22 protein-coding genes are annotated in these 24,005 nt (G+C 70.1%); 12 read left to right on the top strand and 10 right to left on the bottom strand.

Annotation, left to right across the window (positions count from 1 at the left end):
• The first annotated feature begins 107 nt into the window (after positions 1 to 107).
• The 3 genes from mgrA to OO69_RS11845 all read left to right on the top strand — a co-directional run bounded on the left by mgrA (position 108) and on the right by OO69_RS11845 (position 3,192).
• Positions 108 to 1,151 carry an L-glyceraldehyde 3-phosphate reductase gene (gene mgrA / locus OO69_RS11855; RefSeq protein ID WP_033280470.1) on the top strand — a complete coding sequence of 348 codons (1,044 nt, stop codon included), beginning with the start codon at positions 108 to 110 and terminating at the stop codon, positions 1,149 to 1,151.
• A gap of 52 nt (positions 1,152 to 1,203) precedes the next feature.
• Positions 1,204 to 2,205, top strand: coding sequence for a Dyp-type peroxidase (locus OO69_RS11850; RefSeq protein ID WP_078652392.1), 1,002 nt, complete (start codon positions 1,204 to 1,206; stop codon positions 2,203 to 2,205).
• Between the two features lie 279 nt (positions 2,206 to 2,484).
• The gene (locus OO69_RS11845) at positions 2,485 to 3,192 is read left to right on the top strand and encodes an NPP1 family protein (protein ID WP_078652391.1); all 708 of its coding nucleotides are present in this window, start codon (positions 2,485 to 2,487) and stop codon (positions 3,190 to 3,192) included.
• Positions 3,193 to 3,217: 25 nt separating this feature from the next.
• Here OO69_RS11845 and OO69_RS11840 read toward each other — a convergent pair whose 3' ends face one another.
• Both OO69_RS11840 and OO69_RS11835 read right to left on the bottom strand, forming a co-directional pair.
• A complete protein-coding gene (locus tag OO69_RS11840) occupies positions 3,218 to 4,633 on the bottom strand; it encodes an FAD-binding oxidoreductase (RefSeq protein ID WP_033280468.1) in 1,416 nt (471 codons plus the stop codon).
• Between the two features lie 103 nt (positions 4,634 to 4,736).
• Entirely contained in the window at positions 4,737 to 7,337 is a 2,601-nt protein-coding gene (locus OO69_RS11835; RefSeq protein WP_033280467.1) for an ATP-binding protein, read from the bottom strand.
• A 96-nt stretch (positions 7,338 to 7,433) separates the two neighbouring features.
• Between OO69_RS11835 and OO69_RS11830 the strand changes: the two genes are divergently transcribed.
• Positions 7,434 to 8,327: an alpha/beta fold hydrolase gene (locus OO69_RS11830; protein WP_051800931.1), complete on the top strand. Its 894-nt coding sequence runs from the start codon at positions 7,434 to 7,436 to the stop codon at positions 8,325 to 8,327.
• On the opposite strand, the gene OO69_RS11825 is transcribed toward OO69_RS11830, so the two are convergent.
• Positions 8,281 to 8,790 (bottom strand): hypothetical protein, encoded by a 510-nt coding sequence (locus OO69_RS11825; protein WP_033280466.1) that lies wholly within the window; start codon positions 8,788 to 8,790, stop codon positions 8,281 to 8,283. The two genes, OO69_RS11830 and OO69_RS11825, sit on opposite strands and share 47 nt — an antisense overlap.
• 306 nt (positions 8,791 to 9,096) lie before the next feature.
• Between OO69_RS11825 and OO69_RS11820 the strand changes: the two genes are divergently transcribed.
• The 6 genes from OO69_RS11820 to OO69_RS11795 all read left to right on the top strand — a co-directional run bounded on the left by OO69_RS11820 (position 9,097) and on the right by OO69_RS11795 (position 16,606).
• Positions 9,097 to 10,467 carry a chitinase gene (locus tag OO69_RS11820; RefSeq protein ID WP_033280465.1) on the top strand — a complete coding sequence of 457 codons (1,371 nt, stop codon included), beginning with the start codon at positions 9,097 to 9,099 and terminating at the stop codon, positions 10,465 to 10,467.
• A 55-nt stretch (positions 10,468 to 10,522) separates the two neighbouring features.
• Positions 10,523 to 12,745 (top strand): RICIN domain-containing protein, encoded by a 2,223-nt coding sequence (locus tag OO69_RS11815; protein WP_106971011.1) that lies wholly within the window; start codon positions 10,523 to 10,525, stop codon positions 12,743 to 12,745.
• A gap of 26 nt (positions 12,746 to 12,771) precedes the next feature.
• Positions 12,772 to 14,070 (top strand): ThuA domain-containing protein, encoded by a 1,299-nt coding sequence (locus OO69_RS11810; RefSeq protein WP_033280464.1) that lies wholly within the window; start codon positions 12,772 to 12,774, stop codon positions 14,068 to 14,070.
• Between the two features lie 147 nt (positions 14,071 to 14,217).
• A complete protein-coding gene (locus tag OO69_RS11805) occupies positions 14,218 to 14,943 on the top strand; it encodes a TetR/AcrR family transcriptional regulator (RefSeq protein ID WP_033280463.1) in 726 nt (241 codons plus the stop codon).
• A complete protein-coding gene (locus OO69_RS11800; protein WP_033280462.1) occupies positions 14,936 to 15,679 on the top strand; it encodes an SDR family oxidoreductase in 744 nt (247 codons plus the stop codon). The genes OO69_RS11805 and OO69_RS11800 overlap by 8 nt, the downstream gene beginning before the upstream one ends.
• 27 nt (positions 15,680 to 15,706) lie before the next feature.
• Positions 15,707 to 16,606 (top strand): SDR family oxidoreductase, encoded by a 900-nt coding sequence (locus OO69_RS11795; RefSeq protein WP_033280461.1) that lies wholly within the window; start codon positions 15,707 to 15,709, stop codon positions 16,604 to 16,606.
• A 13-nt stretch (positions 16,607 to 16,619) separates the two neighbouring features.
• On the opposite strand, the gene OO69_RS11790 is transcribed toward OO69_RS11795, so the two are convergent.
• The 4 genes from OO69_RS11790 to OO69_RS11775 form a co-directional block, all read right to left on the bottom strand.
• Positions 16,620 to 17,381 (bottom strand): IclR family transcriptional regulator, encoded by a 762-nt coding sequence (locus OO69_RS11790; protein ID WP_106971009.1) that lies wholly within the window; start codon positions 17,379 to 17,381, stop codon positions 16,620 to 16,622.
• A 244-nt stretch (positions 17,382 to 17,625) separates the two neighbouring features.
• Positions 17,626 to 18,636 carry a 4-hydroxy-2-oxovalerate aldolase gene (gene dmpG, locus OO69_RS11785; RefSeq protein ID WP_033280460.1) on the bottom strand — a complete coding sequence of 337 codons (1,011 nt, stop codon included), beginning with the start codon at positions 18,634 to 18,636 and terminating at the stop codon, positions 17,626 to 17,628.
• Complete coding sequence (locus OO69_RS11780) at positions 18,633 to 19,583, bottom strand: acetaldehyde dehydrogenase (acetylating) (protein ID WP_033280459.1); 951 nt, start codon at positions 19,581 to 19,583, stop codon at positions 18,633 to 18,635. Before OO69_RS11780 ends, dmpG begins: the two co-directional genes overlap by 4 nt.
• Positions 19,580 to 20,410 carry a 2-keto-4-pentenoate hydratase gene (locus OO69_RS11775; RefSeq protein ID WP_106971008.1) on the bottom strand — a complete coding sequence of 277 codons (831 nt, stop codon included), beginning with the start codon at positions 20,408 to 20,410 and terminating at the stop codon, positions 19,580 to 19,582. Before OO69_RS11775 ends, OO69_RS11780 begins: the two co-directional genes overlap by 4 nt.
• A gap of 232 nt (positions 20,411 to 20,642) precedes the next feature.
• On the opposite strand from OO69_RS11775, the gene OO69_RS11770 reads away from it, so the two are divergent.
• Positions 20,643 to 22,247 carry an FAD-dependent oxidoreductase gene (locus OO69_RS11770; RefSeq protein WP_033280458.1) on the top strand — a complete coding sequence of 535 codons (1,605 nt, stop codon included), beginning with the start codon at positions 20,643 to 20,645 and terminating at the stop codon, positions 22,245 to 22,247.
• Between the two features lie 3 nt (positions 22,248 to 22,250).
• On the opposite strand, the gene OO69_RS11765 is transcribed toward OO69_RS11770, so the two are convergent.
• Both OO69_RS11765 and OO69_RS11760 read right to left on the bottom strand, forming a co-directional pair.
• Positions 22,251 to 22,760, bottom strand: a complete 510-nt coding sequence (locus tag OO69_RS11765; RefSeq protein ID WP_051800929.1) for a DoxX family membrane protein — start codon at positions 22,758 to 22,760, stop codon at positions 22,251 to 22,253.
• Positions 22,757 to 23,089: a DM13 domain-containing protein gene (locus OO69_RS11760; RefSeq protein WP_234444411.1), complete on the bottom strand. Its 333-nt coding sequence runs from the start codon at positions 23,087 to 23,089 to the stop codon at positions 22,757 to 22,759. The genes OO69_RS11765 and OO69_RS11760 overlap by 4 nt, the downstream gene beginning before the upstream one ends.
• On the opposite strand from OO69_RS11760, the gene OO69_RS52940 reads away from it, so the two are divergent.
• A complete protein-coding gene (locus OO69_RS52940) occupies positions 23,079 to 23,294 on the top strand; it encodes a hypothetical protein (protein WP_234444410.1) in 216 nt (71 codons plus the stop codon). The two genes, OO69_RS11760 and OO69_RS52940, sit on opposite strands and share 11 nt — an antisense overlap.
• Positions 23,295 to 23,354: 60 nt before the next feature.
• On the opposite strand, the gene OO69_RS11755 is transcribed toward OO69_RS52940, so the two are convergent.
• Entirely contained in the window at positions 23,355 to 23,999 is a 645-nt protein-coding gene (locus tag OO69_RS11755) for a TetR family transcriptional regulator (RefSeq protein WP_033280456.1), read from the bottom strand.
• Positions 24,000 to 24,005 lie beyond the last annotated feature (6 nt).

Here is a 24,005-nt window from a genome sequence, read left to right as displayed (position 1 = left end):
ATCCCATGGCGAGGAACGGTTGGACGCGGGAATCGCGCGGGGGCACAGTGGACGTGTCGATCACCCCGACACCACCACCCCCTCATGCACCTCGCGGAGACCCCCCGATGACCCACGTCGCAGATCCTGAGCGTTACAACGGCACCATGCGCTACCGCCGCACCGGCCGCTCGGGGCTCGACCTGCCCCTGCTGTCGCTGGGCTACTGGCACAACTTCGGTGACGACCGCCCGTTCGAGACGCAGCGGGAGATCGCGCTGCGCGCCTTCGACCTCGGCATCACCCACCACGACCTGGCGAACAACTACGGCCCGCCCTACGGCGCCGCCGAGGCCAACTTCGGCCGCCTGCTGAAGCAGGACCTCGCGCCGTACCGGGACGAGCTGGTCGTCTCCACGAAGGCCGGCTGGGACATGTGGCCCGGTCCGTACGGCCAGGGCGGCGGCTCCCGCAAGTACGTCCTGGCCTCCCTCGACCAGTCGCTGAAGCGCACGGGCCTCGACTACGTGGACATCTTCTACTCCCATCGCCTCGACGCCGGCACCCCGCTCGAAGAGACCATGGGTGCGCTGGACACCGCCGTCCGCCAGGGCAAGGCCCTCTACGTCGGCATCTCCTCCTACGACGCCGAGCGCTCCCGTGAGGCCGCCGCGATCCTCCGCGAGCTGGGCACACCGCTCCTCATCCACCAGCCGTCGTACAACATGCTCAACCGGTGGATAGAGAACGACGGACTCCTGGATGCCGCGCAGGACGAGGGCTTCGGGGTCATCGGTTTCACGGCGCTGTCGCAGGGGCTGCTGACCGGGCGGTACCTGGACGGGATCCCGGAGGGGTCGCGGGCCGCGCAGGGCACGTCGTTCGACGCGGGCTGGCTGACCGAGGACATGGTGCGCCGGCTGCGCGCGCTCAACGACATCGCGGGGCGGCGCGGGCAGACCCTGGCGCAGATGGCGCTCGCCTGGGCGCTGCGCGACGAGCGGGTCACCTCGCTGGTCATCGGCGCGTCCCGCACGGAGCAGCTCGAACAGAACGTGGCCGCGTTGGACAACCTCGACTTCAGCGCCGAGGAGCTGGCCGAGATCGACTCGTACGCCGTCGACGGCGGGGTGGATCTGTGGCAGGACGCGCGGACTGGGAAACTCGGCTGACGCTCAAGGTGCCGGCCGGCACCTCCCAGGACACAGCGGAGGCGTGGAGTACATGACAGTTGACGGCTCGGTCGAGGGCATGGACGGCACCGTCGGCGGCGAGGGGAACGTCCCGACCACGCAGGCGGTGCTGGAGAGCCTGACCCCCAGCGCGACCTTCCTCGTCGTCACCGTGGAGCCGGGTGGCGAGGAGACGACACGCCAACTCCTCGAAGATCTCGGCGGGTTGATCCGGTCCATCGGGTTCCGCGCGCCGGACGGGCGGCTCAGCTGTGTGACCGGTATCGGCTCGGAGGTGTGGGACCGGCTGTTCGACGGGCCGCGCCCCGCCGAGCTGCATCCGTTCCGCGAACTCGTCGGCGAACGGCACACCGCCGTCTCCACCCCCGGCGACCTGCTGTTCCACATCAAGGCCGTACGGGCCGACCTGTGCTTCGAGTTGGCGACCGAGATCATGGGGCGGCTGGGTGGCGCGGTCGCCGTGGCCGACGAGGTGTCCGGGTTCCAGTACTTCGACGTGCGCGATCTGCTGGGCTTCGTCGACGGCACCGAGAACCCGGTCGGGCGGGCGGCCCGCGAGGCGGTGGTGATCGGCGGCGAGGACCCGGAGTTCGCGGGCGGCAGCTATGTGATCGTGCAGAAGTACGTCCACGACATGGCGGCCTGGAACGCGCTGCCGGTGGAGCAGCAGGAACGGGCCATCGGGCGCAGCAAGTTGACCAACATGGAGATGGACGACGACGTCAAGCCGGCCGACTCGCACATCGCGCTGAACGTCATCACCGGCCCGGACGGCACCGAGCGGAAGATCCTGCGCGACAACATGCCGTTCGGCAGCGCGGGCCAGGGCGAGTTCGGCACCTACTTCATCGGGTACGCGCGCACGCCCTCGGTCACCGAGCAGATGCTGCGCAACATGTTCCTGGGCACCGACTCCGCGTCCCACGACCGCATCCTGGACTTCTCGACGGCCGTCACCGGAAGCCTTTTCTACGTCCCCTCCGCGGACTTCCTGGACGACCTTCCGGACCTTCCCGACCGTTCGGACGGGTGACGCCGGGCGCGACTGAGAGCCGCCTGTGGGGGCGCTGTACGCGGCGCGGGAAAATTCAGCGGTGGGCCAAGACCCGTACATCGCAAGGGTGTTGACGTGCACACACCTGACTGCGAAGGTCTGGACCTGGCGCATCCAGTAGCGCCCCCACAGCCCAGAACTGGAGTCGGCGTGCCCGAACTGACACCCCCCACCGACAACTCCGCGAGAGCGGCGAAGCCCCGGAGCCGACGTCTTCGCCGCTCCGCCGTCGTCACCGTCCTCGGTGCGCTGGCCCTCGTGGTCGGTCAGGCGACGGCCGCCCAGGCCTCCGTACTGACGGCGCTCCCGCAGAACGCGGACGGCCTGGAGCAGACCTTCTCCCCGGCCTACGACTACGACGGCGACGGCTGCTACGCCACGGCCGCCATCGGCACGGACGGCACCATCAACCCCGGGCTGAAGCTCGGCGGCGACGTCAACGGGCACTGCCACGACCTCGCCCAGCTGAACAACTCCAACACGTACTCCCGCGAGAAGTGCAACAACGACTGGTGCGCGGTGATGTACGCCAGTTACTTCGAGAAGGACCAGGTCACGCTCGGTCCGGCGGCGATCGGGCACACCCACGACTGGGAGCACGTCGTGGTGTGGATCAAGGACAACACGGTGCAGTACGTGTCGGTGTCGCAGCACTCCGCGTACCAGGTGTCGGCGGCCTCGGGGGTGCGCTTCGACGGCACACACCCCAAGATCGTCTACCACAAGGACGGCATCGGCTCGCACGACTTCCGCTTCGCCAACACGAACGACGAGCCTGCGGAGAACGCCACCGGCAACTGGTTCTACCCGCGCCTGGTGGGCTGGAACGGCTACCCGGCGGGCCTGAAGGACAAGCTCCTGGCCGCCGACTTCGGCTCGGCCACCCTGAAGATCAGGGACAGCGACTTCAACTACGCCCTGTCCATCGCGAAGCCGTCCGGCATCTCGTTCGACCCGAACGCGTGATGCCGGCCCGGCCTCGGAATCGGTGTTACGGGCGGGTCTCGTAGCGCGGTTTCGGGGCCGGGTGGATGTTCTGGTTCAGACGGAAGACGTTGTCCGGGTCACGGTCGGCCTTGATGCGGGCCAGGCGCTCGTAGTTGCCGCGGTAGCTGGCCCGGACACGTTCCTGTCCCTCATCCATCATCATGTTCACGTAGGCGCCGCCCGCGGAGTACGGGTGCAGGGCCTCCTGGTAGTCGACGGCCCACTGTTTGATGAGGCCCGCGTTGGCGGGGTCCCGGTCGACTCCGGCGAAGACGGACGCCCAGCGCGCGTCGCGGTACGCCCACGGGGTCTCGTCGTTGCCGACGTCGTGGGCCGCGCCGTCGATCGGGTAGAGGTGCATCGTCGACTGCGGGGTCGGGACCTCCGCGCCGAACTTGGCATGCAGCTCCACGGCCTCGTCGGGGATGTCGTTGACGAAGTCGGCGCGCCAGTACCACTGGTCGCCGGGCGGGTAGAGCCCGTCGAACATGCCCTGCATGTCCGGGTGTTGCATCGGTCCAGCCGCATGTAGCAGCGGAGCGGGCAGTGCGTCGAGCAGCGGGGCCATCTCGCGTGCGGCGGCCTCGGTGTCGCCGCCGGTGTAGCACCACACGACGCCGGCCGTCTTGCGCAGCTGGATCTCCTCGGGGAACGGCGGGGCGGGCGGGACGCTGCCGTGCAGGAAGAAGGCGTTCAGCTCGCGGGGCGCGTTCGGCAGGAAGTCCCGGTAGGCGGCGAGGACTTCGGCGCTGATCTCGACCGGCCAGAAGGTGGGTCCGGCGACGACCGTGCTCACCTCGTGCAGCCGGAACAGGAACGAGGTGACGACCCCGAAGTTGCCGCCACCGCCGCGGACCGCCCAGAACAGGTCGGTGTTCTCGTCCGAACTGGCCCGCACCCGGCTGCCGTCGGCGAGGACGAGGTCGGCCTCCAGCAGGTTGTCGATGGTCAGCCCACACTTGCGGGTGAGGTGGCCGAGCCCGCCGCCGGTGGCGAGACCGCCGACGCCGGTGGTGGAGATGATGCCGCTGGGCGTGGCGAGTCCGTGCGCGTTGGTGGCCCGGTCCACCTCGCCCCACACGCAGCCGCCGCCGACCCGGACCGTGCGCGCCTCGGGGTCAACCTGGATGCTCTTCAGCGGGGAGAGGTCGGCGACCACTCCCCCGTCGACGGTGCCGAGTCCGGCCCCGTGGTGCCCGCCTCCCCGTACCGCGAGGGGCAGTTGGTGGGCGCGGGCGAAGCCGATCACGCGGGCCACGGCGTCCGCGTCGGCGCAACGGGCGATGAGGGCGGGCCGTTTGTCGATCATCGCGTTGTAGACGGCGCGGGCCTCCGGGTAGGCGGCGTCGTCCGGGCCGATCAACTCCCCGGTGAAATCGGTCAGTTCACGTCGAGCGGTCTGTGCGGGTGTGCTGGACATGCGGGTCCCCGTTTCGTGATGCTCTGCATGACCTGCTTGTTCTATTTCGCCCGGAACCGCGCGGTCATCCGTGCGCGTCACCCAGCTCGGCGCCTGCGGGTACCTACGTTTCGGCGTCCGGCAGCAGCCCCAGCTCCGTGGCGCGGGCCGCGGCCTGCCGTCTGGTGGGGGCGTCCAGCTTCTCCAGTACGGCCCGCACGTGGTTGTCGACGGTACGGACGGACACCACGAGCCGGTCGGCGATCTCCGGGTTGGTCAGACCGTCCACCAGCAGCCGTACGACCTGGAGTTGGCGCCCGGTGAGTCCGCCCGGGTTGCCCCGGGTCGCCGCGTGCGGGCCGCGCGGGATGTGGCGCACGCCGAGCTCGCGCAGCTCGGCGCGGACGAGGCGGGCGAGGGGTTCGGCGCCGAGCGCGTCGAGTTCGGCGAGGGCGGTGAGTCTGTCGGCCGGGTCGGGGCTCTCCGCGAGCGCGGCGGCGTGTTCGTAGGGGCAGCCCGCTTGCTGCCACAGATCAGCGGCGCGTTTCCACTCCCCGGACGCCTGCAACGCGTACGGGTGGTCGCTCTCGTCGACGGCCACCGGGTGCCCGACTTTGCCCAGCCAGTAGCCGAGTTCGGCCCGGTACGGCCCGTGGCCCAGCCGGCAGGCCTGCTCGTAGACCGGCCGCACCGCCTCGGCCGCCGCCGCGCGGTCGCCGCGCAGCCAGGCCGCCTCCGCCCGTACGGCCGCCACCGGGCCGGTGCGCTGCAGCTCCCCGGCCCGTACGGCGATCTCCCGGGCCTGGTCGAGGAGTTCGTCGGCGCCCGGCCTGCCGCACCGGACGCGCACGCGGGCCAGCACGGTCAGCGCGGGACAACGGGCGGGCACGAACTCGTGCATCCCGTACTCGGCGTGCCGCTCGGCGTCGTCCCAGTCCGCCGCCGCGAGCCGTCGCATCGCCTTCTCGACGTGCAGATAGTTGAAGAACCCCAAGTGCTCGGCGCGGTCGGCGAGTTCCAGGGCCGGGGGCAGGAAGCGGTCGGCCTCGGCGTAGCGGAGGTCGTCGAGGAGGGACCAGATGATGTTGGCGTAGGACCGGCAGGCGTGTTCGACCTCGCCCGCCGCGAGCGCCACCGCGAGGCTCTCCTCCACCTGCCGTCGCCCGTCCGGGTCCCCGCTGCGCCAGCGGGCGGTGCCCACGTTGTTGAGGGCGTGGGCCAGGATCGCCGCGTCGCCCGCGCGACGGGCCAGGGCGATGGCGCGCTCACCGTGCGCGATGGCCTCGGCGTACCGGTCGGAGAGCATCCGCAGCTGGGCGGTGTTGCTGAGCGCGAGGGCCAACAGCCGGTCGTCACCGGCGTGTTCGAGCACGGCGATGGCTTCCTTCGCCGCGTCCTGGGCCTCCGTCGCGTGGCCCGCCCACCAGTGGATGCGGGACAGCCAGCGCAGATCCGCGCCGAGGGTGAGGGTGTCGCCGAGGGAGCGGCGCAGGGCCACGGCCTCGCGCTGGGCGGCGACGGCCTCGACGGAGTCGGCGATGGTGTAGCACTCCACCGCGTAGCGTTCGAGCAGGGAGGCGAGTTCGGCGGGGGTGTAGCGCTGCCGTTGCCGCAGCACGAGCCGGAGATGGGCGGCGGCCTCGCGGTGGGCGCCCGCCTCGGTGGCGTCCCGGGCGGCGCGGGGGCCGTAGCGGGCGATGGCGTCCTGGTCGCCGACCTGCGCCGCGTGGTGGACGACACGGGCCGGGTCGGAGCCCGGCCGGAGCATGAGGGCGGTGAGCACGTTGCGGTTGAGGTCGATGCGCCGGGCCGCGGGCAGGGAGTCGACGACCGCGCGGCGGATCAACTCGTGGCGGAACGTGACCCGTTCGGGGGTCACCGCGAGCAGCCCGCGCTGTTCGGCCGTGACCAGCCCGGCGACCCCGCCCGTCAACAGGGTGTCGACGAGGGGCCGTTCGACGGCGGAGGGCACGACGGCGAGTTGCTCCAGCGCGTCGACGCTCCGGCCGTCGAGTCCGCGCAGCCGGGCGAGCACGGCGTCGACGACCGTCGGGGGCACTCCCCCGGTACCGCCGGCCGCGAGGACCTCGGTGACGAAGAAGGGGTTGCCCGAGGTCACCTCGTAGACCTCGGCCGGGTCGAGTGGGCTGGCCGAACCGAGCGTGCGGACGGCGGACTTGGAGAGGCGGGCCAGCGGGAGCCGGTGGACGCGGTCCGCGCGGGAGACCTGCCCGAGGAGGTGGCGCAGCGGGTGCTCGCGGCTCAACTCGTCGTCGCGGTAGGTGAGGACGAGTACGGCGGGCAGCCGCGCCATCCGCCGTACCAGGAAGCGCAGCGCGTCCAGCGAGGCCTCGTCGGCCCAGTGGACGTCCTCCACGACGAGCACCGCCGGATGCGGTATCCCCGCCAACTCCTCCTGCAGGGCCTCGCATACGCGGTGGCGGTCGCCGCCCTCCATGACGGCCCGGGCGAGGTCGGCGCCGACGCTGCCGACGAGGTCGCGGAACGGGCCGAGTGGGCGCCGCGTGGCGAGGTCGTCGCACTGGCCCAGGAGGATGCGGGTGCGGTGCGGCAGCCGGTCCGGCATGGCCCTCACCAGGCTCGACTTGCCGATGCCGGCCTCGCCGAAGACGAGCGCAACGGACCCGGCCCCGTCCGCCGCCTCACGTGCGGCCGAGGCCAGTCGCGCCAGCTCGGGCTCGCGCTCGAGGATCCCCCGGTCCACGCCGCTGATTGTGCCACTCGGCGCCAACTCCCGTACGGGTGTCACACTTCGGGCCTCCGGCGCCCTCTTGAGTGCGGACACTCACGGGAGGCGCTCATGACCAGGACCGAACCGGCCGGGACGACCACGCGGCATCTGATCGAACTGTCGGCCGGAACCGTCGCGTACGAGGACACCGCCGGCGACGGTCCCGTCCTGGTGCTGCTGCACGGGCTGTTGATGGACGCGTCGTTGTGGACCGGTCCCATCGCCGAACTGTCCGCCACCCACCGGTGCGTGGCCCCGACTCTCCCCCTCGGCGCCCACCGCCACCCGATGCGCGCGGACGCCGATCTGTCGCTGCCCGGGGTGGCCCGGCTCGTCGCCGAACTCCTCGACCGGCTGGAGCTGCGGGACGTCACGCTCGTCGGGAACGACACGGGCGAGGCGCTGGTGCAGCTGCTGCTGGCCGAGGGGTCCGCGCGCGTGGGGCGGGCGGTGCTCGTCTCCTGCGAGGCGTTCGACAACTTCCCGCCGGGTCTGACGGGTCGGACCCTCGTACTCGCGGGACGTCTTTCGCCGTGGTTGTTCGGGCAGTTCATGCGGCAGATGCGGGTGCGCGCGCTGCGCCGTCTCCCGTTCGCCTTCGGGTGGCTGACGAAGCGCGGGGACGCGGTCACCGCGCGGTGGACGGAGCCGGTGCGGCGGCAGCCGGGGATCCGCCGTGACGCCGTACGCGTGCTGCGCGCGGCGTCGGCGGACGGGCGTCGGCTGCTCGAACAAACCGCCCTGCGGCTCAGCGAGTTCGACCGTCCCGCACTCGTGGTGTGGGCGAGTGAGGACCGGGTGATGCCACCCGGGCACGGGCGGCGGCTGGCCGAACTCCTGCCGCGGGGACGGCTGGTGGAGGTGGCCGACGGCTACACGCTGCTCCCGCTGGACCGGCCTGCCGAACTCGCCCGGCTCATCGGCGAGTTCGTACGCGCGACCGCGCCGCCTTCACGGGCATGATCCGGTGCCTGCGGCGCGGCTTGGGGGCGTCGAGCATGCTGACGCCGTTGTAGTTCCGGCCGTGCAGGTAGAACACGGGCCCGGCGACGAAGGTGACGACGACGGCGACGACGCTGATCGGGAAGAGGGCCGGGAGCGACTGACCCTCGGGGAGGGTCTTGCCGCCCTCGTGGATCGCGTAGGCGAGGGCGGCGAAGAAGACGACCGCGCACACGATCCCGACGACACGCAGGACGGCCGCGAGCGTGCGGGTGGTGGCCCGGTCGCGGACCTCGGCCAGCAGGGACGCCGAGCACTCGGTGCAGGTCAGCTCCACCGTGTGCTTGCCCGAAGGGGGCCGCTTGACCACGTAGTGTGCGTCGGTCCAGGTGATCGTGCGCGTCCTCGGCTGGAGGAATCCGCCCGTGACCTTGTCGCCGAGTATGTGCCGCACCGCGACCTCCGCGGTCCCCGCTGTGCTCATGGTTCCTCCGTCACGCCGCCCCGACGATCATCACGAATCCCGCACAGTGTGACCTGTGAGAACCGGCCGCTCAATGGTCCTGGTGATTTCTTTTCCTTCGCCTACAACTTCTCAACTCAGCCATGACGTGCGGGACTTCTCCGGTCGCACCTCTTGACGGCTTTGGTGCAGACCTTTAGGTTCACCAGCCAACAGACCTCCCATGAATGCATTCCGCGCTCACATATGTGAACACCCGTGTTCACCTCTCACCGCCCTCAAGCCGGCGGCGTCCACCCCCCACCCAGGACGAAAGGCCCCCTCGTCATGCAACGCCTCGCCCTGCGCTGCGCCCTCGCCCTCTCCCTCGGCCTCACCGCCGTCGGCACCCTCGCAGCTCCCTCCGCCTCGGCCGCCACCGGCACCATCACCGGCCTCGGCGGCAAGTGTCTCGACGTCGCCGGCGCGAGTTCCGCCGACGGCACGGCCGTACAGATCTACGACTGCAACGGAACGGCCGCCCAGCAGTGGACGGTCGGCTCCGACGGAACCATCAGAGCCCTCGGCAAGTGCCTTGACGTCACCGGCAATTCGACGGCCAACGGCGCCCAGCTCCAGCTGTGGACGTGCGGCGGCAGCGCCAACCAGCAGTGGACGGTCTCCGCCGCGCGCGACATCGTGAACCCGGCCGCCAACAAGTGCCTCGACGTCACCGGCAGTTCCACGGCCAACGGCACCCGCACCCAGATCTGGACCTGCTCCGGCGGCGCCAACCAGAAGTGGACCGCGCCCGCCGCCGGCGGCACGACCCCGCCCACGACCGCCCCGATGGCCGTGGCCCCGTACCTGTACAACGGCTGGGGAAACCCGCCCAGCCCTACGACTGTCATGAACGCGACCGGCGTGAAGTGGTTCACGCTGGCGTTCGTCCTGAGCAACGGCTACTGCAACCCGCAGTGGGACGGCGGCCGCGCGCTGACCGGCGGGGTCGACCAGTCGACCATCAACACCGTGCGGGCCAACGGCGGTGACGTCGTCCCGTCCTTCGGCGGCTACAGCGGCAACAAGCTGGAGAGCTCCTGCTCCAGCGCGAGTGAACTGGCGGCGGCCTACCAGAAGGTCATCAGCGCCTACTCGCTCAAGGCCATCGACATCGACATCGAGGCAGACGCGTACAGCAACGGGACCGTGCAGCAGCGGACCGTGGACGCGCTGAAGACCGTCAAGGCCAACAACCCGGGCATCAAGGTGTACGTCACCATCGGCACCGGGCAGAGCGGTCCCGACACGAGCCTCATCAACCGGGCCGCGTCCTCCGGGCTGACCGTGGACGCCTGGACGATCATGCCGTTCGACTTCGGCGGCGCCGGCCAGAACATGGGCACGCTCACCCAGCGGGCGGCGGAAGGCCTCAAGACCGCGCTGAAGAACGCCTACGGCTACAGCGACGACGCGGCCTACCGGGACATGGGCATCTCGTCCATGAACGGCATCACCGACAACAACGAGACCGTCACCACCGCCGACTTCCAGACGATCCTCGGCTACGCGCAGACGCACCACCTCGCGCGGCTGACGTTCTGGTCGGCCAACCGTGACCGTCCCTGCCCCGGCGCCTACCCGAACGACGACACCTGCTCGGGCGTGAGCCAGAGCAACTGGCAGTTCACCAGCATCTTCGCCCAGTACACCGGCTGACCGCCGCCCCCCTCCGACCTCTTCTCCCCAACCCCCCATCACCACAGGAGAATCCGTGCTCAGACGGAAAAGACTGACCGGCCGCCACCCCATACCGAGAGCGCTCACGGCGGTCGCGCTCGTGGCGACCACCGTGACCGGGATCGAGTTCGCCACCCAGGGCTCGGCGAGCGCGGCGAACTCGGCGGCCGCGGCGATCCCGACCGGCTACACCACCGTGGTCAACAAGGGCAGCGGCAAGTGCGTAGACGCCCGTTCGGCCGCGAGCGCCGACGGCACCGCCGTCCAGCAGTACACGTGCAACGGAAGCACCGCGCAGAACTGGCAGTTGACCGCCACCGACAGCGGCTACTACCGCGTGAACAGCAACCTGAACGCCGCCGAGGCCTGGGACGTCACCAACGTCTCGACCGCCGACTCGGCGCCCATCCAGCTGTGGACGTACTCCGGCGGAGCCAACCAGCAGTGGCTGCCCGTCGCCGAGTCCGACGGCGCCTACCACTTCGTCAACCGCAACAGCGGCAAGTGCCTCGACGTCCCGAGCGCGTCCACCGCGGACAGCGTGCAGTTGGCGCAGTACACCTGCAACGGCACCGCCGCGCAGTCCTTCACCCTCGGCACGGTCTCGACCAACCCGCCCGGCACCCCGGACTTCGGCCCCAACGTGACGGTGTTCGACCCGTCGATGTCGTCGTCCAGCATCCAGTCCAAGCTGGACTCGGTCTTCTCCCAGCAGGAGACCAACCAGTTCGGCTCGGCCCGCCAGGCCCTGCTGTTCAAGCCGGGCACGTACAGCGCGAACGCCAACGTCGGCTTCTACACGCAGGTCGCCGGGCTCGGCTTCTCGCCGGACGACGTGACGATCAACGGCGCGGTGCACGCGGAGGCGGACTGGTTCCAGGGCAACGCGACGCAGAACTTCTGGCGCGACGCCGAGAACCTGTCGGTCAACCCCACTGGTGGGACCGACCGTTGGGCCGTCTCACAGGCCGCGCCCTACCGGCGCATGCACGTGCGCGGCAACCTGGCTCTGGACGACGGCGGTTGGTCCAGCGGCGGCTTCATCTCCGACACCAAGGTCGACGGCCAGATCCAGTCCGGCTCGCAGCAGCAGTTCCTCACCCGGAACTCCACGATGGGCAGTTGGTCCGGCTCGAACTGGAACATGGTCTTCGTCGGCGACCAGGGCGCACCCGCCCAGTCCTTCCCGACGTACACCAACGTCGCCAGCTCGCCGACGATCCGCGAGAAGCCCTTCCTGTACGTCGACAGCGCGGGCAACTACCAGGTGTTCGTACCGGGGTTGCAGTCCAACGCCGTCGGCACGACGTGGAGCGGGAAGACCCCGGCGGGCAAGTCCCTGCCGATCGACCAGTTCTACATCGTCAAGCCCGGCGCGACCGCGGCCGACATGAACACCGCCCTCGCGGCCGGCAAGAACCTGCTGGTCACCCCCGGCGTCTACCACCTCAACCAGACGCTCAACATCACGCGCCCCGACACCGTCGTGCTGGGCATGGGTCTGGCCACCTTCGTGCCGGACGGCGGGATCACCGCGATCTCCACGGCCGACGTGGACGGCATCGAGCTGGCGGGCCTGCTGATCGACGCGGGCACCACCAACTCCGCCACCCTGGTGCAGATCGGCCCGTCCGGCTCGACCGCCACCCACGCGTCCGACCCGACGCAGTTGTCCGATGTCTTCGTCCGCATCGGCGGCGCGACCGTCGGCAAGGCCACCAACTCCCTTGTCATCAACAGCGCCAACACGATCATCGACCACACCTGGATCTGGCGGGCCGACCACGGCAACAGCGGCACGGTCGGCTGGACCACCAACACCGCCGACACCGGACTGATCGTCAACGGCGCCAACGTCACGGCGTACGGCCTGTTTGTCGAGCACTTCCAGAAGACCCAGGTCGTCTGGAACGGCAACGGCGGCAGAACGTACTTCTTCCAGAACGAGATGCCCTACGACCCGCCGAACCAGGCCTCGTGGATGAACGGCAGCGGGAAGGGCTATCCGGCCTACAAGGTCGCCGCCAACGTAACCAGCCATGAGGCGTGGGGACTTGGCAGCTACTGCTACTTCAGCAGCAATTCGAGCGTGGTCGCCGACCACTCCTTCGAGGTGCCGAGCGTGTCCGGGGTCAAGTTCCACGACATGGTGACCGTCTCGCTGGGCGGGGTCGGCACGATCAGCCACATCATCAACAGCACCGGCGGACCGTCCAACTCCAGTACCAACGTCGCGTACTTGACCAACTACCCGTAGACCGCAGGGAAAGGATCGATCACCAGATGAACACCATCAGATCCGGTTCCACCCGCGCGGCCCTGCGGGTGCTGCTCCTCCTGGCGACGGTGCTGGGCTTCGCGGTGGCACCGCCCGCCGCCCACGCGAGCACCGCGGCCACGCCGTTCAAGGTTCTCGGCCTGTACAGCGGTACGTACGACGCGGCGCACATCGACTTCGAGAAGGAGGCGAACGTCTGGTTCCCGCAGCAGGCCGCGGCGAACGGCTTCACCTACACGTCCAGCACCAACTGGGACCTGCTCGCCAACGGCGGGGTCAACGCCTACCAAGTCGTGCTGTTCCTCGACGACTTGCCGCAGACGGCCGCCCAACGCACCGGTTTCGAGGCGTACATGAGGGGTGGCGGCGGCTTCATGGGCTTCCATGTCTCCGCCTTCACGACGGACGCGGCGAGCTGGTCCTGGTACCACAACACGTTCCTCGGCTCGGGGAACTTCGTGTCCAACACCTGGGGTCCGACGGCGGTGACCCTGAAGGTGGAGGACCATTCGATCCCGCCCACCGCCGGCCTGCCGGCCACGTTCACCTCGTCGGTCAGCGAGTGGTACAGCTGGTCCAACGATCTGCGGCAGAACCCGGACATCAAGATCCTCGCGTCGATCGACCCGAGCAGTTTCCCGGTCGGCACTGATCCCAACCAGTCCTGGTACAGCGGGTATTACCCGATCATCTGGACCAACACGAAGTACAAGATGCTGTACGCGAACTTCGGCCACAACGCGATGAACTACACGACCAACACGCGCCTGTCGTCGACGTTCGCGAGCGCCACCCAGAACCAGTTCCTGCTGAACGGGCTCAAGTGGCTGGGCGGGGGCGACACTTCGATGCCGCCGACGGACACCCCGATCTCCGAGACGTCCTGGTACTCCGTGCAGAACGGCGGCAACGGCACGTGCGTCGACGCCCGTTCGGCGGCCACGGCCAACGGGACGGCGATCCAGCAGTACGCCTGCAACGGGACGGCGGCGCAGCAGTACCAGTTCCGCTCGACCGACAGCGGGTACATGGAGATCACCGCGCGGGGCAATCCGGCCCAGGTCATCGACGTGACCGACCGCTCGACGGCGGACAACGCGCCGTTGCAGCTGTGGGCCTACTCCGGCGGCACGAACCAGCAGTGGCAGCCCGTGAAGGAGACGAGCGGGCGCTACCACTTCGTCGCCCGGCACAGCGGCAAGTGCCTGACCGCCGCCGCGGCGGCGACCAACAGTGTCCAGCTCACCCAGCGGACCTGCGACGGCTCCACCGCGCAGGCCTTCCAGCTCGCCGTGCAGTCCTGAGCCTGCACGGCGGTCAGGGGCGCCTCCGCCGCATCGCGTGTCGATGCGGCGGGGGCGCCCCTTTGTTTCCCCCGCTCCCGTCGGCATGTTTTCGCCGCTAACAGAAGACTGTTGTCAGCGATACGAATCCCTGTTATCGTCGATTACATGAACACGAGATCGCTGATAATCGAGGCGGCGGCGGAGCTGATCGCCCAGTCGCCGAGCGGCGACGTCTCGACGCGTGCGGTGTGCGAGGCGGCGGGGGTCCAACAGCCCGTGCTGTACCGGCTGTTCGGCGACAAGGACGGGCTGCTGGCGGCGACGGTCGACCACGTGTGGGACCAGTACCTGGAGACGAAGCGGGCTGCCACGAAGTCCGAGGACCCGCTGCGGGATCTCCGGGCCGGCTGGGACAGCCACACCGCGTTCGCGCTGGCGCACCCCAACGCCTACAAGCTGATGTTCGCCCCGGCGCTCCGTTCCGTGCCCGCGGCGGCGGAGGAGGCGATGCGCATCCTCCGCGGGGACCTCGAGCGGCTCGCCGCGCAGGGGCGGCTCCGGGTCGCACCGGAGATCGCGGCACGCATGGTCATGTCGGCCAACACCGGGGTGTCCCTGGCGCTGATCACCCGTCCCACCCTGTATCCGGACTCCGGCCTGTCGGGACTGGTCCGCGACGCGATCCACCAGGCGATCCTGCTCGACCCCGCGGCGGACACCACGGCCGCGGACACCCGCGCCGCGGCCGCGACCACGCTGCTCTCGTCCCTCGACGACCTCACCCCCGAACCGTTCAGCCCGGCGGAGTCGGCCCTGCTCGGGCAGTGGCTCACGCAGATCCCCGTCTCCCCGCAGCACCCCACCTCACGGAAGGACCCTCACCATGACTGACACCCACACCCCCACCCGCGTCGCCCTGATCACCGGCGGCTCCGGCGGCATCGGCCGCGCGGTCGCCGAGCGCCTCGCCCAGGACGGCATCGCGGTCGGCGTGCACTACGCGGGCAACAAGTCCCGCGCCGACGAGACGGTCGCCGCGATCACCGCGGCCGGCGGCCGGGCGATCCCGGTCGGCGGCGACGTGGCCGACGAGCAGGAGATGGCCGCCGCCTTCGACGCGGTCGAGGCGGAGTTCGGCGGCATCGACGTGGTCGTCAACACCGCCGGGATCATGGTCCTTTCGCCCATCGCGACCATGAATCTCGACGATCTCGACCGCATGCACCGCACCAACATCCGCGGCACGTTCGTCGTCTCCCAGCAGGCGGCCCGCCGGGTGCGCAGCGGCGGCGCGATCATCAACTTCTCCACCACCGTCACCCGCACCAAGTTCCCGACGTACGGCGGATACGTGGCGAGCAAGGCCGCGGTCGAGGCGATGACCCTCGTCCTGGCCCGCGAACTGCGCGGCAAGGACATCACCGTCAACACGGTCGCCCCCGGCCCCACCGCGACCTCCCTCTTCCTCGACGGCAAGGACGAGGCGACGGTCCAGAACCTCGCCAAGGCCGCCCCGCTGGAGCGCCTCGGCGCCCCGGACGACATCGCGGAGTCGGTCGCCTTCCTCGCGGGCCCGGCCCGCTGGATCAACGGCCAGGTGCTGTTCGCCAACGGCGGGCTGGCCTGAGCCACCCCCCTTCAAGGAGTGAACCCCATGAACAACATCGTCGTGATCACCGGCGCCTCCAGCGGCTTCGGCGCCCTCACCGCCCGCACGCTCGCGCGCCGGGGCGACACCGTCTACGCCGGCATGCGCCAGACCGGGACTCGTAACGCGCCCCAGGTCCAGGCGGCCGCCGCCTACGCCAAGGAACACGGCGTCGACCTGCGCTCCATAGAACTCGACGTGAACGCGCAGTCCTCCGTCGACGCGGCGATCGACCAGGTCGTCTCCGAGCACGGCCGTATCGACGTCCTGATCCACAACGCCGGCCACATGGTCACCGGACCGGCCGAGGCCTTCACGCCGGAACAGCTCGCCGAGCTGTACGACGTCAACGTCCTCTCCACCCAGCGGGTCAACCGCGCCGCGCTGCCCCATCTGCGCGAGGCCGGCCGGGGTCTGGTGATCTGGGTGTCGAGTTCGAGCGTCAAGGGCGGCACCCCGCCGTATCTCGCGCCGTACTTCGCCGCCAAGGCCGCCATGGACTCCCTCGCCGTCAGTTACGCGGCCGAGCTTGCCCGTTGGGGTGTGGAGACGTCCATCGTGGTGCCCGGTTCGTTCACCAGCGGCACGAACCACTTCGCCCACTCCGGGCACCCGGCGGACGACAAGGTCGAGGCGGAGTACGAGACGCGGTACACCGGTCTGATGAGCCAAGTCGCCGAGAAACTCGCCGCGTTGGAGCCCGAGGGCACGGACGCCTCATTGGTCTCGGACGAGATCGCCCGCATCGTCGCGCTCCCCTCCGGGCAGCGTCCGTACCGGGTGCACATCGACCCGGCCGAGGACGGCTCCGAGGTGGTCTCCGCCGTGGCCGACCGCATCCGCCGCGAGTTCCTGACCCGCGTCGACCTCGCGGACCTGCTCTCCGTGCACCCCACGGCGGCCTGACCCACCCGCCCGGCTACGAGGGCACCGCCTCCAACTCCTCCCGCCGGTACGCCGCCCCGCCCCCGAACAGCTCCTCGGACACGGCCCGTACGGCGTTGACGACCAGCGGGGCGACCAGTTCCAGCGGGGCGCGGCCGTCCCCGACGACCGAGATCGCGCCGACCGGGCCGTCGGGACCGCGCAGGGCGAGGCCCACGCACCCCAGGTCGGGGAAGCACTCGCCCCGGTCGATCGCCAGCCCGTTGCGACGGCGTACGGTGCCCAACTCCCGGTGCAGGAGGTCGAGTCGGCCGATGCTGTGCGAGGTGCGGCATTCCATCGCCTTCTGGTACCGGGCGTCGATCTCCTCGGGACTCAGCCAGGCCAGCATCGCCTTGCCGAGGCCGGTGCAGTGGGCGACCGCCCGCCCGCCGACCCGGGAGGGGATGTCGACCGCGGCCCGGCCGCCCACCTTGTCGAGGTAGTAGATCTCCGGGCCGTCGAGCACGGCGAGATGGACGACCATCTTCGTCCGGACGGCCAGGTCGAGGAGTTGGGGCGCGGCCGCCGCACGCAGCGTGCTGTGCCCGATCTCCCGCCCGCCCAGACCGAGCGCGCGCGGCCCGAGCGCGTACCCGGCGACCGTGTGGTGCAGCCAGTCCAGGCGCACCAGTTGGTCGAGTATCCGGTGGGTCGTGGAGCGCGGGAGGTGAGTCCGGCGGGACACCACTTCGAGGGTGAGGTGTGTCTGGGGCCGCTCGAAGAGGTCCATGATCAGCGTCACGCGCTCCATCATCGACGGCGGCAGCGCATGCCGGTCGGCCTCTGATCGCGGGTCCAGGCGAAGGGCAGACGTCATCGTCAATGCCTCTCTGCTCAAACTGAAATCAATTCTAGTTCGGCGCCTGCGTCAACGTATCAACGGCGTCGGAGCCCGGCCAAGAGGCGTGCACGAGTTTATTGGTACGCCCGGTCTAAACAATGCGCGAAAGTGCCGCCCCCGGTGCACGGACCGGGGGCGGCACTGCGTGGGCGTGCGGTCAGCAGCCGCGCGTCAGGTCGAGCGCGATGTCCACGATCATGTCCTCCTGCCCGCCGACCAGCCCCCGCCTGCCCACCTCCTGAAGGATCGTGCGGGCGTCGAGGCCGTACTGTCCTGCCGCCGTCTCGGCGTGCCGCAGGAAGCTGGAGTAGGCGCCCGCGTAGCCGAGGGTCAGGGTCTCCCGGTCGACGCGCACCGGGCGGTCCTGGAGCGGGCGCACCAGGTCGTCGGCGGCGTCCTGGAGGGCGAACAGGTCACAACCGTGTTCCCAGCCAAGGAGGTTGGCGACGGCGACGAACGGTTCGATCGGGCAGTTGCCGGCGCCCGCGCCCTGTCCAGCCAGGGACGCGTCCACCCGGGTCACGCCTTCCTCCACCGCCGTCACCGAGTTGGCGACCGAGAGGGAGAGGTTCTCGTGCGCGTGGATGCCGATCTGGGTGTCCGGGTCGAGCACGTCGCGGTAGGCGCGGACGCGGTCGCGCACGCCGTCCATGGTCAGCCGGCCGCCGGAGTCCGTGACGTACACGCAGTGCGCGCCGTAGGACTCCATCAGCCGTGCCTGGCGGGCGAGTTCGGCGGGGCCGGTCATGTGGGCCATCATCAGGAAGCCGGAGACGTCCATGCCGAGTTCGCGGGCGGTGGCGATGTGCTGGGCGGCCACGTCGGCCTCGGTGCAGTGGGTGGCGACGCGGACCGAGCGGACGCCGAGGGAGTACGCCTGCTTGAGTTCGGCGATGGTGCCGATGCCGGGGAGCAGCAGGGACGTCAGCGTCGCCCGGTGGATGGCGCCGGCGGCGGCCTCGATCCACTCCCAGTCGGTGTTGCTGCCGGGGCCGTAGTTGAGGCTGCCGCCCGACAGACCGTCGCCGTGGGCGACTTCGATGGCGTCCACGCCCGCCCGGTCCAGGGCCGCGCTGATGGCGGCCACGTTCGCGATCGTGATCCGGTGCCGGATGGCGTGCATGCCGTCCCGCAGCGTGACGTCCTGGACGTAGAGCCTGGGGGTCACCGGGTCACCTCCGTGGAGAAGCGCTGGGCGATGCGCTCGGCGACCCGCAGCGCGGCCGAGGTCATGATGTCGAGGTTGCCGGCGTAGGCGGGCAAGTAGTGGGCGGCGCCCTCGACTTCGAGGAAGACGGACACCTTGGTGGTGACCTCGGAGGCGTCGCCGCTGAAGAGCGTGTGGATCGGATCGCCGGCCGGTATCGGGGTGAACTGCACCTGCTGCTTGAGCCGGTAGCCGGGCACGTACTCGGCGACGGCGTCCACCATGCCCTCGACCGAGGCCCGCACCTGCTCCTGGTCCGCGTCGCCGATCAGGCAGTACACGGTGTCCCGCATGATCAGCGGCGGTTCGGCCGGGTTGAGCACGATGATCGCCTTGCCCCGCCGGGCACCGCCCACCTTCTCGATCGCGGAGGACGTGGTCTCGGTGAACTCGTCGATGTTGGCCCGGGTTCCGGGACCGGCCGACTTCGAGGCGATCGACGCGACGATCTCGGCATACGGCACCGGTGTGATCCGGCTGACCGCGTGCACGATCGGGATGGTGGCCTGGCCGCCGCAGGTGACCAGGTTGAGGTTGTCGACATCGTTGGCGAGGTGCTCGTCGAGGTTCACCGGCGGCACGACGTACGGGCCGATCGCGGCGGGAGTGAGATCGACGAGCCGTTTCCCGTACGGGGCAAGGCGTTTGGCGTTCTCGACATGGGCCTTCGCCGAGGTCGCGTCGAAGACGATCTCGATGTCGTCGAAGCCGTCCATCCGGATCAGCCCGTCCACGCCCTCGTGCGTGATGGGCACCTTCAGGCGCGCGGCGCGGGCGAGGCCGTCCGAGTCCGGGTCGATGCCCACCATCGCGGCCATCTCCAGGGTGTCGGACAGCCGTAGCACCTTGATCATCAGGTCGGTTCCGATGTTGCCGGAGCCGATGACGGCCACCTTGGTCTTCGTCATCCTCGGTCCTTGGGTGAGAAGGTCGCGGACACCGTTCCGAGGCCCGTCAGTTCGGCCCGTACGGTGGTTCCTGGCGGGGTGGGGACGAGTGGGCCGAGTGCGCCGGAGAGCACGACCTGGCCGGCCCGCAGCGGATCGCCGAACTCCCGGGCGGTGCGCGCCAGCCAGAGCAGCGCGGCGAGCGGGTCACCGAGGCAGGCGGTGCCGTCGCCGGCCGACGCGAGCTTGCCGTCGGCGTACAGCCGCATGGTCACGTCCCGGGGTTCGAACGCCTTCAACTCGACCTGTTCGGCGCCCAGTACGAACAAGCCGCTGGACGCGTTGTCGGCGACGGTGTCGGTGATCGCGATGTCCCATGCGGCGACCCGGCTGTCCACGATCTCCAACGCGGCGACCGCGTACGCGACGGCGGAGCGGACCCGCTCGATGTCGAGACCGTCGTCGTCGAGGTCGGCGGCGAGGACGAAGGCGATCTCCGCCTCGACCCGGGGCTGCAGCAGCCGCTCGCTCGGCACGGCCGGCAGTGCGCTGACGTCCATGTCGGCGAGGAGCACCCCGAAGTCGGGCCGGTCGACGCCCACTTGGCGCTGTACCGCCTCGGAGGTCAGCCCGATCTTGCGGCCGACGACGCGTGCTCCGGCCGCGATCCGGTCGGCCACGACGCGCTGTTGGACGGCGTAGGCGAGGCTGATGTCGCTCGCGCCGAGCAAGTCCCTTACGGGCGGGCAGGGTTGGCGGTCACGGGCCGCGCGGGCGAGTCGTACGACCGCCTCGGCCACCGCCGCCTCACGGTCCGCCACGGCCCTCGGTTCCCAGACGTCAGTCATTCGCATCCTCACCTCGTGATGGTCTCCAGCCTGGGCATCCGTGCCCGATCGCGGTCCCGCGCGTTCCGCTCACCGGGACTCGCTCCGGGCGTGGACAACGGGTCTCGCTCAGCGAGATGACCGGCGAGAGCCGTCGAAGTGGCTCGATACCGTCGCCGGCACATTGCTGGAGGTTGTGGCGTTGAGCCGCGCTCGGCCGTCGAGAAACGTCAGCACACCTGAGGAGGTCAGGATGACCAGCAACGAGGACGTCTACGACGTGATCGTCGTCGGGTCGGGCGGGGGTCTGGTCGGTGCCTACGCCGCGGCGTCACGCGGCCTGCGCACGCTCGTCGTCGAGAAGACCGACCGGGTCGGCGGCACGACCGCCTACTCCGGTGCCGGTCTGTGGTACCCCGGCTCGGCTCCCCTGCGGCGGGCCGGTCTGGACGAGAGCGTCGAGGACGCCAGGACGTATCTGCGCACCGCCGTCGACGACGCGTCCCGGGAGCCACTTCAGGACGCCTATCTGCGGGCCGGCGCGCAGGTGATCGACGAGTTGGAGAAGAACCCGTGGTTCCGGTCGTTCGAGTACGGCCCGGTGCCGGACTACTATCCGGCGCTCGAAGGAGCCTCCTCGGCGGGCCACACCATCTTCCCGCCGCAGGTCACCGTCGCCGAACTCGGCGAGCACGCCCCGCTGGTGCGCACCTGCCTGCCCGCCGAGCGATGGGGACGTGACGAAGGCCCGGTCCTCAGCGGCGGCCGCGCGCTGATCGGCCGGACGCTCGCGGCCTTCCTGGAGACGGGCCACGGTTCGCTCCGGCTCGACACCGCGTTCGACAGCCTTGTCGTCGAGGACGGCAGGGTCGTCGGTGTGGAGGCGGTGAGCGACGGCGAGCGGGTCACGTTCCGCGCCACGGGCGGGGTGATCCTCGCGGCCGGCGGTTTCGAGCGCGATCAGGAGCTGCGCGAGAAGTACCAGCCGGTCCCGGAGCGCGCGAGCGAGTGGACGCACGGCGCGCCGGGGAACACGGGCGACGCGCTCCGGGCCGGGATCGCGGTCGGCGCCGCGACCGACCTGCTCGACGCCGCCTGGTACGTGCCGGGCCTCGTGTGGCCGGACGGCCTCCCGCTCTTCCACACGGGCACCCGGGGCGGCATCTGGGTCAACGCGGCGGGCGAACGCTTCGTCAACGAGGCCCGCCCCTACGACCAGGCGGGCCGCGAGATCGTCCGCCTGCACACCACCACGGGAGTCTCGCACATCCCCGCCCACTGGATCATCGACCAGCGGCAGCTGGACCGGGACGGCTTCGGCGGCCCGTACGACCAGCCGGTCCGGCCCGAGTGGTTCGAGTCCGGCGCGCTCAAGAGGGCTGATTCTCTTGAGGAGTTGGCGAAGCTGATCGACGTACCGCTCGATGCCCTGCGCGCGACCGTCGAGGAGTTCAACGGCTACGCGCACACCGGGGTCGACGAGAGGTTCCACCGCGGCGAGACACCCTGGGACCGGATCGCCCACCACGTGCTGGGCTTCCCCGCCCTCCCCGAACTCAACTACCCGGCGCCGCCCACCCCGGACTGGCCCAACCCCCTGCTGCTGCCGCTCGACACCCCGCCGTACTACGTGGCGACCATCCTCCCTTCCGACATCGGCACCAAGGGCGGACTGAGGATCGACGAGCACGCGCGCGTGCTGCGCCCGGACGGCACCCCGATCGAGGGGCTGTACGCGTCCGGGAACACGGCCGCCGCGATGTCGGGACGCGTGTACCCGGGCGCGGGAACGCCGATCGGTTCGAGCGTCGCGTTCTCGTATCTCGCGGTGCTCGACATCGCGAGCGCTACGGGCTGACGCTCAGAGCCAGCGACGGAACGGCTCCTGGAACACCACCAGGTCGGGGTGCCTTCGGCCCACCGCCCTCTCCGCGAGAGTCGTCACGGAGAAGCGTGAGGCCAGCAGCGGCCAGGCGATGACCACCGTCGAGAGGGCGGCCATCACCGGATACTCGGTGATGAGCTGGTCCGCGCTCCAGTACGTCAGCAGTGTGAAGGCGGACATCAGAGCCGCGGGCAGCGAGAACACCCCCATCACGAGGACGACGCCCAGCGTTGTCTCCAGAAGAGGCATCGCGAAGCCGAAGAAATGCGGCCAGCCGGCGAGAGCGAAATCCGCGAAGCTTTTGAAAAAGCCCGGAACCCGACTGTTCGACTTCGCGCTGTTCGCCACCAGCAGGATGTCCGCCGCACCGAAATGCGCCCGGTATTTCAACGTCCCCTCATGGAGCCAGAGAACACCGAGGGCGACTCTGATCGCGCCGACGACAGCCGCCGCGATCAGAGTCGTGCGCGAAAAGAACGTCTTCATGACAGTTTCGCGGCGCCGAATACCGCCTTCGCCTTGTCGCAGTGGATGACCACGTTGGTGTACATGGACGCGTCGACGCCGTTGAGCGCGAACATCTGGGACTTCTCATCGAACTTGACGGCTCCGAGCTGCTTGCCCGCCGACACGGCAGCCTCATCCGTGCCGTTCGTGAGGTAGACGTGCAGGTCCGGACCCTCGTCGGAGGAGAAGCCGGAGAGCGTGACACCCGAACCGCCCACCTTCGCGGCGCCGGTCACCTTCTTGCCGTTGAGGCCCGCGAACATTCCCGTCCTGTCCGCCGACTGCACAGCCGCCTTCGTGGCCGACATGGTGGGTGCCGCTTTCGAGGTGGAGTCGCTGTTGTCGGACCCGCCGCACGCCGTGAGCGTGAAGGAAAGGGCAACGAGAGCCACGCCGACAAACCCGATTTTCCGCATGCCGAACTTCCTGTTCTTGATTCCGCTGGGAATCGGCGGCAAGAGGAACGGGCTGCCGCCGACGGGAACCAAGCTACCTACGGAATACGGGAAATGACCCCGCGACCGGGGGGACGTAAGAATTGCTTCACATTCTCCGCGGACGCCGGACGGCCGGCTACGGCGTGAGGAGCAGCCGGGCGGCCAGGCGCATGTTGGTCTCCGCCTCCTCGGTGGAGATCTCCTCGGTGAGCATGGCCACGAACAGACCCCACCAGCCGTAGATGAGCAACCGCGCCCTGCTGCGGTCGGTCTCCGAGGCCTCGTCGGCGCCGAGGAGGCGCAGGATGGCCTGGCCGAGGGCGCTGTCGACGATGTCGATGCGGGCCGGGACGGCGGTCGCGTACTCGGTGAACGAGGACAGCGCCACGGCCGAGGCGAGCAGCGGGCTGTCCAGCAGCTTCACGCTGAGCGTGATGAGCAGCTCGGCGACCTCGGCGGCGGCGTCCGTGCCCGCGTCGGCGCGAGCGAGGTTCTCCGGACCGTTCCCCTGACCGCTCTCATGGCCGCCGAGGTACTGCTCGATGTGCCACTCCAGGACCGCCATGAACAGGTACGGCTTCGACGGGAAGTAGCGGTACAGCGTGGCGATGGCGACGCCGGCCTCCTTGGCCACGTCGTGCATCTGCACGCTGGCGAGGCCCTCGCGGGCGCCGAGTTCGGAGGCGGCGCGGAGGATGCGGACCCGGCGGGCGATCTGGCCGCGCGAGACCGGGGCCGCCGGTTGCCGTCCCTCAGCGGGTCTCGCCACGTCGTCCCCCATGTCGTC

Source organism: Streptomyces sp. NRRL F-525 (assembly GCF_000716605.1).
Taxonomy (GTDB): Bacteria; Actinomycetota; Actinomycetes; order Streptomycetales; family Streptomycetaceae; genus Streptomyces.
Note: the sequence above shows the minus strand (reverse complement) of the source record. Positions and strands in the feature narration are given on the sequence as shown.

What these genes read in the sequence shown, in the direction of transcription:
- mgrA (WP_033280470.1), top strand. Translation starts at nt 108, where the DNA reads ATGACCCACGTCGCAGATCCTGAGCGTTACAACGGCACCATGCGCTAC.
- OO69_RS11850 (WP_078652392.1), top strand. Translation starts at nt 1,204, where the DNA reads ATGACAGTTGACGGCTCGGTCGAGGGCATGGACGGCACCGTCGGCGGC.
- OO69_RS11840 (WP_033280468.1), bottom strand. Translation starts at nt 4,633, where the DNA reads ATGTCCAGCACACCCGCACAGACCGCTCGACGTGAACTGACCGATTTC.
- OO69_RS11830 (WP_051800931.1), top strand. Translation starts at nt 7,434, where the DNA reads ATGACCAGGACCGAACCGGCCGGGACGACCACGCGGCATCTGATCGAA.
- OO69_RS11825 (WP_033280466.1), bottom strand. Translation starts at nt 8,790, where the DNA reads ATGAGCACAGCGGGGACCGCGGAGGTCGCGGTGCGGCACATACTCGGC.
- OO69_RS11820 (WP_033280465.1), top strand. Translation starts at nt 9,097, where the DNA reads ATGCAACGCCTCGCCCTGCGCTGCGCCCTCGCCCTCTCCCTCGGCCTC.
- OO69_RS11810 (WP_033280464.1), top strand. Translation starts at nt 12,772, where the DNA reads ATGAACACCATCAGATCCGGTTCCACCCGCGCGGCCCTGCGGGTGCTG.
- OO69_RS11805 (WP_033280463.1), top strand. Translation starts at nt 14,218, where the DNA reads ATGAACACGAGATCGCTGATAATCGAGGCGGCGGCGGAGCTGATCGCC.
- OO69_RS11800 (WP_033280462.1), top strand. Translation starts at nt 14,936, where the DNA reads ATGACTGACACCCACACCCCCACCCGCGTCGCCCTGATCACCGGCGGC.
- OO69_RS11795 (WP_033280461.1), top strand. Translation starts at nt 15,707, where the DNA reads ATGAACAACATCGTCGTGATCACCGGCGCCTCCAGCGGCTTCGGCGCC.
- OO69_RS11790 (WP_106971009.1), bottom strand. Translation starts at nt 17,381, where the DNA reads ATGATGGAGCGCGTGACGCTGATCATGGACCTCTTCGAGCGGCCCCAG.
- OO69_RS11780 (WP_033280459.1), bottom strand. Translation starts at nt 19,583, where the DNA reads ATGACGAAGACCAAGGTGGCCGTCATCGGCTCCGGCAACATCGGAACC.
- OO69_RS11775 (WP_106971008.1), bottom strand. Translation starts at nt 20,410, where the DNA reads ATGACTGACGTCTGGGAACCGAGGGCCGTGGCGGACCGTGAGGCGGCG.
- OO69_RS11770 (WP_033280458.1), top strand. Translation starts at nt 20,643, where the DNA reads ATGACCAGCAACGAGGACGTCTACGACGTGATCGTCGTCGGGTCGGGC.
- OO69_RS11765 (WP_051800929.1), bottom strand. Translation starts at nt 22,760, where the DNA reads ATGAAGACGTTCTTTTCGCGCACGACTCTGATCGCGGCGGCTGTCGTC.
- OO69_RS11760 (WP_234444411.1), bottom strand. Translation starts at nt 23,089, where the DNA reads ATGTCGGCCACGAAGGCGGCTGTGCAGTCGGCGGACAGGACGGGAATG.
- OO69_RS11755 (WP_033280456.1), bottom strand. Translation starts at nt 23,999, where the DNA reads ATGGGGGACGACGTGGCGAGACCCGCTGAGGGACGGCAACCGGCGGCC.